Raw genomic sequence first — 9,163 nt, 5'->3', positions numbered from 1 at the left:
TTTATTTGCAAAGCCCGCGCACCCCCCCCCCCCTCGGCCGCCCCGCCACACCCCCCCCCCGGGGGGGAGATGGCCGGCTTCACCGCCTCGCTTTTTCCTGAAACGCTAGCGATTGGCGAAGGCCGTCATGACATCCGATCTCCCCCCTTGCGGGGGAGATGGCCGGCAGGCCAGAGGGGGGTGCGAAGGATCGCCAGCCTTCATCCCCCTGTCTTTTTTTGCGCGCCTATCGGTGCTAGATCGTCGGTGCGGCGGGCCTTTGCAGGAGGCCAATGTGGCAATGACGGAAAGCCTGACCGGCGCCCTCAAGCGGCGAGGCAAGCAGGTTGCAAAGCGGCTGATCGGCTATGATTCCCGCAACTGGTTGCGCATCAGGCAGATCGAGGCGTTCACCGCGTTTCTCGAAGCGGACAATCGAAAGTCCTCGCCGGTGATCGAGGTTTCGCCCGGCTGGAACCGCTACTGGAAGACGATGTGCTCCAACTACACCTCGGTCGATTTCCCCGACTTCGACATCTGCAAGGATCGCACCGAGCGGCAATATCAAATCGTCATCGCCGACCAGGTGCTGGAGCATGTCCAGCGGCCGCTGGCGGCGGCGCGGAATATCCACGCCATGACCCAGCCCGGCGGCTGGGCGATGGTGGCCACGCCATTCCTGTTCCGGGTCCATGCCAGGCCGCACGACTACAACCGCTGGACGCCAGCCGGCCTGAAGCAGGTGCTGGTCGAAGGCGGTTTCGCCGAGGCCGACATCGAAGTGTTCGGCTGGGGCAACAAAGCCTGCGCCAGGGCCCATATCGGCGGCCCGGTGCGCGCCTACGGCCTGTGGCGCGATTTGAGCAATGACGAGGAATACCCGCTGATGGTCTGGGGGTTTGCGCGAAGAGCGTAATCTCCCCCCTCGAGGGGGAGATGGCCGGCAGGCCAGAGGGGGTCGGCACGACCGGACGCGACCTCCTTCCTTGCGGCAGTGGAGGTTGGCGCTCTACGCGGGGCGACCCCCTCTGTCGCCTTCGGCGACATCTCCCCCTCAAGGGGGGAGATTATCCCCGCCGCTTCACCAATCTTGCCAGCCGCCGCCAATGCCACCAGGGCCAGCCGCCCCGGTTCCTGAACACCCGTTTCATCGCGCCCATCTCACACCCCCAAGAGCACGCGGCGCTTGCCGGTGAGATCACCGGGCGCGAGATCGGTCTTCACCGTGCCGGCAGTGCCCTGGCGCTGCTCGAGCTCAGCACGAAGCGCTACCTCGCGCGCCTGCACGTCCTTGTCGGCCATGGTCGGTGTCGGTGGCAGCGGCTTCAGCGCAGGTGGTTTTTGAAACAGGCACATGGTTCAAGCTTTCTCTTGTCCAGTCGAAGAGGATGAAGGTTTCGCCGTTGCGGCCATATCCAGGCAGACGGCAGCGTTCAATGGCGCCCAGCCGGCCGAGCCAGCGCAGCGCCAGTTCATTGGCGGCCAGCGCCCGCGCCTCGACCCGCCAGGCGCCGCGTGCCGCGACCTCAGGCCCAAGCACCTCGTGAAAGAACCGCGTAATCCCGGGCACGCAGCGCTTCATGCGGCGCGTGCCCCAGCTCCAGGCGATCCACAGCCCGCCGCGCTGTTCGGCAGCGCCGAAGCTCGCTTCCGGATTGCCGTCGAGTTCGGCGACATAGGCAAAGCCCTGCAGCGCCGTCAGCGCCAGCAGCGCCGGCGACCAGTTGTCGAGCTGGCAGTCGATCTCGGCCCGGTCTTCGGGGCGGAGGTTGGCGGCGATGTAGGACAGGTCGCGGAGGGTTGCGGGGATGATGCGGGTCGGCATGAACAGACTTTCGTCATCCCAGGGCGAAGCAGGAGCGAAGCGACGTCGCGGAGACCCTGGGATCCATGCCGTGAACTCCGCCGAAGAATGCCGCATCGCAGAATTTCTGCGCCCGTCGCGGCGCTCTGAAGTCACTGCGAGCATCACCGAAACGCCCCCAGCGGATCGCTCTGCCCCGTCGACCGTCTGCGCCCCGCCTTGAACTCCGCCGGATCCACCACCGCTTCCCTTAGCATCATCACACCATAGCGGGTCGCGGCCATCAGGTCGTCGCGCAGCTTCACCACCTGGCCGTCCCTGCGATGGTAGAGCCGAAATTCCTCGAACCAGGGCAGAAGCGTCGAAAACACCTTGAAGCGGCCGGATTGCATGCGGTCGAGCATTTCCATCAGCCCGGCCTCGACCGAGACCGAACCGTCGGCGAATTGCGCGTGGCGGGTCAGCATGTTCAGCCCATGCGCCGCATATTGTTTGGCCAGCGCCACGCCAGCGCCCTCCAGCGTCTCGCGGCGGCCGTCGCGCGGCCATGCCCAGGGCAGCCATTCGCCCCACGGTTTCAAGGTCAGCGCCTGCATGGCGGGAGTCTGCTGCGAGGCGCGGCAGGCTTTCGAGACATAGACGACATCGGCCTCCGTATCCCAGGCGAGCTCGACCGCGGCCGACGGATGGTCCCAGCCGAAATCGAGCGCGCCGAGCCGCGGCCAGTAGCGCGGCAGCCGGAACGGCTCGCAGGCGATCAGCTCCTCGGCCACTGGAAAGATGCGGCCGGAGCCCAGCACCGGAATGCCCTTGGCGCGCGCCTCGCGCTCATGCGCCGGATAGGCGGCAACGATCGCGGCGCGCTGCTCGGGCGAATAATGCCCGGCATCGTCGATGGTCATGAAGGTGACGTGACGGGTCATTGGTGCGCCCTTCCGGCTTGAATCGTTTTGGTAGGTGCCGAACGTATGGTGTTGTTCGGCCCACCTTTTCCGGATGGAGGGACAGCACCCCCCTCTGCCCTGCCGGACATCTCCCCCGCAAGGGGGAGATCAGATGTCACCATCGCTTCCACCAACTTCCAACGTTGGTTGAAAAAAGGGCGCGGCCAGTGAAACCGCCAATCTCCCCCCTTGCGGGGGAGATGTCCGGCAGGACAGAGGGGGGTGCGAAGGAACTCGACCGGTGAGGAAAAGCTTATGCTTGTCCGCAACCTCACCCCTTCCCCATCCGCTCCACCTCCTCCGCCGACAAAAACTACAACACCACATCGCTCATGCCAAGCAGCGGCGTGAACGTGACGATGGTAATCCCGCCGGTGGCGTTGGTGCGGGTCAGCCCCTCGGAATAGATGTCGAGCGGCGGCTCCTCGTCGAACCAGACGCCATGCAGCGTTTCGCCCTGCCACTTCTCGCGGCCCTTCTCGTAGCTCTTGAACGACAGCACGGATTCGCCAGCCTGCACATCGCCGCCGCCGCCATGGCGCACCACGACGCTGTCGAGGGCACCCGCAGCATTGCGCCCCATGATGGTATGGGCAATGGCGTCGGCGGGGATCATGCCGGTGCCCCACTCCGCCGGCTGCTGCGGCGGACCGACCAGCACGCGCTGCGGGTTGTCGCGCGTGCCCTCGCCGGTGACGCCGGCGGCCCACAGCCGCACGGCCTTGTCGAACATCTTGCCTTGCCACCACGCGGGATAGCGGCCGGTGAGATGCATGGCCCATTCGGCGCCGCCGGCCCTGGTCTTGCCGAGCTGGTTGCCGGCCATGAACAGGCGCTCGCGATTGGTGGCGCCCGCCGCATGGAACGCGGCCTGCCTGGCATAGGGCTGGTAGGCGGCGAGCTGGTTAGTGCGGCGCCGGCGGTCCAACTCCTTGAGCAGGCTCAGATATTCCCTCTTCGCCGCTGCCGGGCTCTTTGAGACCAGGCTTTTCGCGGTCCGGCCTTTCCCTGAGGCCCGGTCTTTCCCTGAGGCCCGGTCTTTCCCTGAGGTCCGGCCCTTCCCCGAGGAACGGCCGCAGGACGGCTTCGAGGCCGTGGATGCGCTGCCTGATTTCGTCATCGCTCAATGCATCCAGACTGTTGGTGTCGATATCAGAACCCTTGGGCAGCACCGACAGCACGATCTTCAGATACTGGTCGGGCTTTTCGCTGCGAACCTTGGCGATGACGCCGGCGCCATGCGCGCGGAAATCGGCGCGCACCGCGACCAGGAAATCATCGCCCAGCGTCTTCTTCGCCCGCTTCGGGCGGCCGGAGGGCTTGGCCTTCGGCGTGGATTTCGCCGCGGCCGGCGGATCGTCGGTGACTTCCGCCATGCCCTACTCCACAATCTCGGCGGGCGCCGGCATCCCGGGCTTCATCGCCATATCAGCCTTTGCCGCCGTCTTGCGGGCAGGCTTCTTGCGCGTCCTCTTTCTGCCGCGCGGCTTCGCCTTTGCCTTGCGCCCTGCTGCCTCAGGCTTCGCCGCCTCTGGCAAGGCCTTCAGCCTCGCCCTGACGAACCCCACGATGCCGCCACTGAGCCTCGCCTGCGGAAAGCCGAAGCCGCCAACGGCATCGACCGGACCGCCGCGCACCATGCCGATCAGCACACCGGGCGGCACCGCTTCGATACGGCCGACGCGCGCTTGCGGCACGCCCTCGAACAGGCTTATGGCGCTGACGACCTCGTGGCCGTCATCGTCGCTGATGATGGTGGCGTAACGGCTGGGCATGGGATGATCTCTTGAGGTGCGGTGCGCGTTGTCTCAGAGGCAAAGAACGAGACAAGAGCCTCGTCAGTTCGAAGTCCTGGTCACCGAAAGACGAACGATACTATCTGAGCAGCGCTGACCAGTCGAAGAAGAAGACCGCCGCGAAAGACGCAGCGGCAAGGACCATCGCCAACAACAGCACAGGTCGATTGGAACGAGGCTGCGCCATTCTCAGACGATATTCTTCGTCAAACTGATAGCGTCGCGCGCCGCGCCAGTTTGCCCGAAAATCCTCGCGTGTCCTCGACATGTCGCCAAAGGATATGGCACGTTCGCGAAAATCAGGTTTCCACATCAGTTCGAATTGTCGCGATCCGTCACGACCAATGCATGTGCAAGCGACTATCGAGCGAGGTGGCCGAAAACAAAAACCCGCCTCGGGGGCGGGTCGTTGGCGCAAATCAGCACCATAGTCAAATCATAGCATAACTGCCCTCAGATAGCCAGCTGCCGCTATGCAAAACTCCAAAGAAAAGACCTGTCACCGGGCCAGGAAGATGAGTTCCCGGTCCGGAAATTGATCGGGTAAGCCGGATTTCTATCGGAACCATTGGCAGGCCCGAACGGTTCTACCACCAGTCGCAACGCGACCCTACCTTGGAACAAAGGAGAAGATTATGCTTACCAGAATTCTTGCAGCTTCCGCCTTGACGATTGGCCTCGCCACGGCGGCGATGGCCCAGAATGCCAGCGGGACAGACAGTAACGGCGGCAGTGGCCAGTCGGTCACGGTTGATCCGGCAACTCCCGCCAACCCGGCTCCCGATGAGGGTACAACCGGCAGCACCACGACAACGGACGGCATGAATTCGAACGCCGATCAGAATTGTGCCAACAGCCCGCAGGGCGCACAGCCCGACGCTGGCAATCTATCACCTGGAACCGCGTCGCCGACCGTCAACGACAACAACTGCGGCAAGTAGGCCGCTCTCATGTTTCGCCAGGGCTGTGGAGTTTGCTCCACGGCCTTTGCTTTGGTGAGATTGCCGGACGGAACCCATTTGCTCCGGCGCCGTTGCCATAGATAAAGATAAGAAGGAGATGACCGTGGCAGACAATGAAACCAGCCCATCGAACAGCAATGGCAATACCGCCTCAGTCCGCAGCCAGGGTGCCTCGCGCAGCCGATCCAGCCGGTCGAACGCGTCCGAAGAGACGATGAAGAAGCAGATCGCCGAGTTGCGTCGTGAGGTCAGCAGGCTGAACCGGGCGCTGAGCGAGCAGGCGGAGGAAGCTGTCGAAACGGCCCAGGGCTGGTACGACAGCGCCGCGGATCGCGCCTCGCGCGCGGCAAGACAGTTGCGTAGCCAGGCGCAGAGCGTGTCGGAAACGGTCCAGCAGAATCCCGGCACGATTTCGACGGCAGCAATGTTGGGCGGCTTTGTCGGTGTACTCATCGGCCTCGCGATTGCCAGAAGCGTCGAACCCCAGCCCAACTGGTTCCATCGCCGCTGGCACGACTGACGGACCGATGGATTCCATCGAAAGGTTGGGCGGCCGGCCTTTCGCCGGCCGACACAGGCAGACCGCGAGTGCATGCAATTCAAGGCCGGACTGGCAGAGCCAAAAAGCAACGCCGCCATGGCTGTGGGGATACCGTGAAAAGCAAAACCCGCCTTGGCGGCGGGTCGTTGGCGCAAATCAGCACCATGGACAAATATGTAGCATAGCTGCCCTCACCCAGTCAACGACTTTCTAAGAAAAAATTCCCATTCCGATCGAAGTCCCCCTGTTCGACAACCGAATCCAGGCGCGCCGACTGGAGGCACGCAGCGGATCTGGGAACGCCGCTTCGGATCGGAACCTGGGTTCACGCGTTTTTCACCTGATCAATGGGAGCAACAGCCATGAACGTCGCCAATCTGCAGCTCGAAGGTCTCCTGATGGCCGTCGCGTCGATCAACCAGGTGCTTGTCCGCAAGGGCATACTGACGGTCGAGGAGATCGACATAGCGCTACGCAAGGCCGAGGCCGGCGAGACCGGCGAGGAACGGTCCGAAGGCATGTCGGCGTCGAGCCGCGACGCCGTCAACTTCCCGATCCGGCTGCTGGAGTTGGCCAACCAGTGCCAGCCGGAGACCGACATGCCGTCCTTCTCGAAGCTGGCGCGCATGGTCGGCCAGATGAAGGAACCCTATAACGACCAGATGTGAGGCCTTCCTCGCCTCTCTCAGGCCCGGCCGAGCTTCGAGGCCAGCACATTGCCCGGCCCGTGCACGGCGGCAAACAACAGCCCGGCCAGGAACGTGAAATGGTCGACGAAGAAGCCGAACTCGGCCTGGTTGCCGGCCCAGTGGCTTGGCCCGTGGAAGGCAAAGTTGAGGAAGATGACGTAGACGCCGGCGACAAGTGCTGCCGGTGTGAAGAAAGCTCCGGTCAGGAAGCATATGACCAGCACGGCCTCGAGCAGCGCCGCGCACCAGGCCAGGAACAGCGGGAACGGAAAGCCGGCCGAGGCGATGTAGCCGGCGGTCGCCCCCATGTCCATGACCTTGAAGGCCACCGCCATCAGGAAGACTGCGGCGAAGATCAGCCGGGCGACGAGTATGGCAGTGGTCTGCCACGGCGATTGAACTGATACCATGATGTCCCTCCAGGGTTCGCTGCGGTTTCGCCCCTAGGACGGGCGAGGCGCGGCGGTTCCGACATCAGGTTGAAAATAGTTTTGGCTGGCGGCGTGGTAAGCCTACCCAGCCTTCGCCTCAGGATGGCTGATCGGCTCCCTTACCGTGCCATATTCGGCGCCCCAGCGATCGGTCATGGCGCAGCGTATGTCCCACAGCTCCGGGAAGAAGCGGTGCCGCGCACCGGCCTCCAGCAATTCGACCGGGCGGCCTTTCAGCGACTTCGAGCCGAGCCCGATCGAGCGGTGGATGAGCTGGAGATGATTGGCGCGGAACTTCTGGAACAGCTCGTCGAATTCGACCAGCGCCTCGGCGACGACGTAGGAGTCGCCGTGATCGTATTCGGAATCATAGACGTCCTCGACCGACAGCCCGCGACCGTCGAGATAGGATGCCTTGAAGGCCCGCCACAGATCCGGCGGCATGCGCAGCAACAGCTTGAAGCCCGGCGATTCCTGGCCGCTGCCATTGCCGAGCTGCAGCCGGATCTGCTGGTACTCCTTGGGCGACATGGTCTCGAGCAGGTCGAGCTGCGCCGTCATCATGCGCATCAGCCGATGCACGCGCCCCATCAGCGTGACGATGCGGTGGGTGTTCTGCCGTTCGAGGAAATCGACGACATCGACCAGCGTGTAGGTGATGAGCTTCATCCACAGCTCCTCGACCTGGTGCACGATCTGAAACTGCAGCTCATCCGCGTTGACCATCTCGGCCAGCGGCTTCTGGCAGGCCAGCAGCCTGTCGCATTTGAGATAGACGCCGTAGTCGCGCATCTCCGGCGCTTCGATGCGGGCGTAATAGTCCGGCTTATGCATGGTTTTTCTCCCTGCCCGGCCTGTCGGCTCAAGCATTTGTTCGGTCCGAGCCAACAGGATAGACGCTTTCGGCTTGAACATTGTTCCTTTCTGTTATCCAGATAGCGAGAAATGAAGGACGAAAGTCCGATTTTGTGTCAGCTCTGGAGAACGATCGGTGCTGGACGCTCTCGACCTCAGGATTGTGGAAGCGCTCGAACGCGATGCGCGAATCTCCTTCGCCGCGCTCGCCGACGAGGTCGGCCTGAGCAAGACGCCGTGCTGGAAGCGGGTCAAGGCGCTGGAGGATGCCGGCATCATCAGGGGCTACTCGACGCGCATCGATCCGGCCAGCCTCGGCTTCGGCATCGAGGCCTTCATCCAGGTGTCGATCGATTTCGAGGTCTCCGACGCTTTCGAGGCGGCGGTCAGGAAACATCCGCTGATCCGCCGCTGCCACGCCACCACGGGCGAGGCCGATTATCTCCTGCAGATCGTCACCACCGACATGATGGCGCTGGACCGGATGCTGCGCGTGGAACTCAGCCGCTTGCCCGGCGTGCGCCGCACCATCACCTCGATGGCGATGCGCGAGATCAAGGGCGACATCTCGTTTGCCAATGCCGTGGGGCATGCGCAGACAAAGCGATAGGAGGGGCCGCTTTCGCGTGCTTTCGTCACAATCCTTCCCGCCAGAAAGAGGGCTTCGATTTCAGCGGCTGCGTGCCTGGCTCGTCGCGTCCCTCCTTCTGCCGTTCGCCGTCGGTCTTCCGCTTCGGACAGTCCTCGTAATTATGGTCACGCCCGCCGCAGTAGGAGCAGCATTTTGCCGGCGTTTCGGATTGGAGCATCGAGGCCATTCCCAAGAATGCGCCAGAGGTCGTCTGGTTGCAGCGACGCTGCGAACCGGAGTTGATTCGCGGACAGCTTCATTCGCGGACGGGAAAGTGTTAGAGAGCATTTGCTTCGTCTATTCCCGCTTCGTCTAATGGTAGGACAGCGCCCTTTGAAGGCGTGAATCGTGGTTCGAGCCCATGAGCGGGAACCAGCGGCGCGGCCGGCGCCATTGCCGAACCGGCGACACGACGCCGGCTTTTTCGGCCGGCTGCCGCCATCGGCGAGATTCAACGTCAGGTTTTAGAAACGCAACCACTCATTTACTTAGGCGATGTACCAGACGGCGGTGAATCGCCGGAGGTCGAAT

At 63.5% G+C, this 9,163-nt stretch carries 15 protein-coding genes and 1 tRNA gene; 6 read left to right on the top strand and 10 right to left on the bottom strand.

Annotated elements, in window-relative coordinates:
- The first annotated feature begins 280 nt into the window (after window positions 1-280).
- Window positions 281-895, top strand: a complete 615-nt coding sequence (locus AC0L2H_RS11805; RefSeq protein ID WP_473590380.1) for a methyltransferase domain-containing protein — start codon at window positions 281-283, stop codon at window positions 893-895.
- A 245-nt stretch (window positions 896-1,140) separates the two neighbouring features.
- On the opposite strand, the gene AC0L2H_RS11800 is transcribed toward AC0L2H_RS11805, so the two are convergent.
- The 7 genes from AC0L2H_RS11800 to AC0L2H_RS11770 all read right to left on the bottom strand — a co-directional run bounded on the left by AC0L2H_RS11800 (window position 1,141) and on the right by AC0L2H_RS11770 (window position 4,836).
- Window positions 1,141-1,281, bottom strand: coding sequence for a hypothetical protein (locus AC0L2H_RS11800; protein WP_473590358.1), 141 nt, complete (start codon window positions 1,279-1,281; stop codon window positions 1,141-1,143).
- On the bottom strand, window positions 1,235-1,804 hold the full coding sequence (locus tag AC0L2H_RS11795) for a hypothetical protein (RefSeq protein WP_473590357.1): 570 nt from the start codon (window positions 1,802-1,804) through the stop codon (window positions 1,235-1,237). The genes AC0L2H_RS11800 and AC0L2H_RS11795 overlap by 47 nt, the downstream gene beginning before the upstream one ends.
- A gap of 143 nt (window positions 1,805-1,947) precedes the next feature.
- Window positions 1,948-2,781 (bottom strand): phage terminase large subunit family protein, encoded by an 834-nt coding sequence (locus AC0L2H_RS11790; protein ID WP_473590379.1) that lies wholly within the window; start codon window positions 2,779-2,781, stop codon window positions 1,948-1,950.
- 259 nt (window positions 2,782-3,040) lie between these two features.
- Window positions 3,041-3,655 carry a terminase large subunit domain-containing protein gene (locus tag AC0L2H_RS11785; RefSeq protein WP_473590356.1) on the bottom strand — a complete coding sequence of 205 codons (615 nt, stop codon included), beginning with the start codon at window positions 3,653-3,655 and terminating at the stop codon, window positions 3,041-3,043.
- Window positions 3,633-4,103 carry a hypothetical protein gene (locus AC0L2H_RS11780; protein ID WP_473590355.1) on the bottom strand — a complete coding sequence of 157 codons (471 nt, stop codon included), beginning with the start codon at window positions 4,101-4,103 and terminating at the stop codon, window positions 3,633-3,635. The genes AC0L2H_RS11785 and AC0L2H_RS11780 overlap by 23 nt, the downstream gene beginning before the upstream one ends.
- Before the next feature lie 3 nt (window positions 4,104-4,106).
- A complete protein-coding gene (locus AC0L2H_RS11775; RefSeq protein WP_473590354.1) occupies window positions 4,107-4,502 on the bottom strand; it encodes a hypothetical protein in 396 nt (131 codons plus the stop codon).
- A gap of 100 nt (window positions 4,503-4,602) precedes the next feature.
- Window positions 4,603-4,836: a hypothetical protein gene (locus AC0L2H_RS11770; RefSeq protein ID WP_473590353.1), complete on the bottom strand. Its 234-nt coding sequence runs from the start codon at window positions 4,834-4,836 to the stop codon at window positions 4,603-4,605.
- 322 nt (window positions 4,837-5,158) lie between these two features.
- Here AC0L2H_RS11770 and AC0L2H_RS11765 point away from each other — a divergent pair, with 322 nt between their 5' ends.
- From AC0L2H_RS11765 to AC0L2H_RS11755, 3 genes are all read left to right on the top strand, one after another.
- On the top strand, window positions 5,159-5,464 hold the full coding sequence (locus tag AC0L2H_RS11765; RefSeq protein ID WP_473590352.1) for a hypothetical protein: 306 nt from the start codon (window positions 5,159-5,161) through the stop codon (window positions 5,462-5,464).
- Between the two features lie 118 nt (window positions 5,465-5,582).
- Window positions 5,583-6,005: a hypothetical protein gene (locus tag AC0L2H_RS11760; protein WP_473590351.1), complete on the top strand. Its 423-nt coding sequence runs from the start codon at window positions 5,583-5,585 to the stop codon at window positions 6,003-6,005.
- A 383-nt stretch (window positions 6,006-6,388) separates the two neighbouring features.
- Complete coding sequence (locus AC0L2H_RS11755; RefSeq protein ID WP_473590350.1) at window positions 6,389-6,694, top strand: hypothetical protein; 306 nt, start codon at window positions 6,389-6,391, stop codon at window positions 6,692-6,694.
- 17 nt (window positions 6,695-6,711) lie between these two features.
- Here AC0L2H_RS11755 and AC0L2H_RS11750 read toward each other — a convergent pair whose 3' ends face one another.
- Window positions 6,712-7,125: a DoxX family protein gene (locus AC0L2H_RS11750; RefSeq protein WP_473590349.1), complete on the bottom strand. Its 414-nt coding sequence runs from the start codon at window positions 7,123-7,125 to the stop codon at window positions 6,712-6,714.
- Window positions 7,126-7,227: 102 nt separating this feature from the next.
- Window positions 7,228-7,980, bottom strand: coding sequence for a tryptophan 2,3-dioxygenase family protein (locus AC0L2H_RS11745; RefSeq protein ID WP_473590348.1), 753 nt, complete (start codon window positions 7,978-7,980; stop codon window positions 7,228-7,230).
- A gap of 157 nt (window positions 7,981-8,137) precedes the next feature.
- Here AC0L2H_RS11745 and AC0L2H_RS11740 point away from each other — a divergent pair, with 157 nt between their 5' ends.
- The gene (locus AC0L2H_RS11740; protein ID WP_473590347.1) at window positions 8,138-8,611 is read left to right on the top strand and encodes an Lrp/AsnC family transcriptional regulator; all 474 of its coding nucleotides are present in this window, start codon (window positions 8,138-8,140) and stop codon (window positions 8,609-8,611) included.
- Window positions 8,612-8,636: 25 nt separating this feature from the next.
- On the opposite strand, the gene AC0L2H_RS11735 is transcribed toward AC0L2H_RS11740, so the two are convergent.
- Window positions 8,637-8,810: a hypothetical protein gene (locus tag AC0L2H_RS11735; RefSeq protein WP_473590346.1), complete on the bottom strand. Its 174-nt coding sequence runs from the start codon at window positions 8,808-8,810 to the stop codon at window positions 8,637-8,639.
- A gap of 123 nt (window positions 8,811-8,933) precedes the next feature.
- On the opposite strand from AC0L2H_RS11735, the gene AC0L2H_RS11730 reads away from it, so the two are divergent.
- Window positions 8,934-9,007, top strand: a tRNA-Gln gene (locus AC0L2H_RS11730).
- Window positions 9,008-9,163: the final 156 nt, after the last annotated feature.

It is taken from the genome of Mesorhizobium sp. WSM4871, from assembly GCF_055811295.1.
The sequence above is the reverse complement of the archived record's forward strand: the minus strand, read 5'-3'. Positions and strand labels throughout refer to the sequence as shown.

Coding starts and splice junctions, on each gene's coding strand:
- AC0L2H_RS11770 (WP_473590353.1), bottom strand. CDS start 4,836: ATGTGGAAACCTGATTTTCGCGAACGTGCCATATCCTTTGGCGACATG.
- AC0L2H_RS11735 (WP_473590346.1), bottom strand. CDS start 8,810: ATGCTCCAATCCGAAACGCCGGCAAAATGCTGCTCCTACTGCGGCGGG.
- AC0L2H_RS11755 (WP_473590350.1), top strand. CDS start 6,389: ATGAACGTCGCCAATCTGCAGCTCGAAGGTCTCCTGATGGCCGTCGCG.
- AC0L2H_RS11750 (WP_473590349.1), bottom strand. CDS start 7,125: ATGGTATCAGTTCAATCGCCGTGGCAGACCACTGCCATACTCGTCGCC.
- AC0L2H_RS11745 (WP_473590348.1), bottom strand. CDS start 7,980: ATGCATAAGCCGGACTATTACGCCCGCATCGAAGCGCCGGAGATGCGC.
- AC0L2H_RS11805 (WP_473590380.1), top strand. CDS start 281: ATGACGGAAAGCCTGACCGGCGCCCTCAAGCGGCGAGGCAAGCAGGTT.
- AC0L2H_RS11765 (WP_473590352.1), top strand. CDS start 5,159: ATGCTTACCAGAATTCTTGCAGCTTCCGCCTTGACGATTGGCCTCGCC.
- AC0L2H_RS11780 (WP_473590355.1), bottom strand. CDS start 4,103: ATGGCGGAAGTCACCGACGATCCGCCGGCCGCGGCGAAATCCACGCCG.
- AC0L2H_RS11795 (WP_473590357.1), bottom strand. CDS start 1,804: ATGCCGACCCGCATCATCCCCGCAACCCTCCGCGACCTGTCCTACATC.
- AC0L2H_RS11775 (WP_473590354.1), bottom strand. CDS start 4,502: ATGCCCAGCCGTTACGCCACCATCATCAGCGACGATGACGGCCACGAG.
- AC0L2H_RS11760 (WP_473590351.1), top strand. CDS start 5,583: ATGACCGTGGCAGACAATGAAACCAGCCCATCGAACAGCAATGGCAAT.
- AC0L2H_RS11800 (WP_473590358.1), bottom strand. CDS start 1,281: ATGGCCGACAAGGACGTGCAGGCGCGCGAGGTAGCGCTTCGTGCTGAG.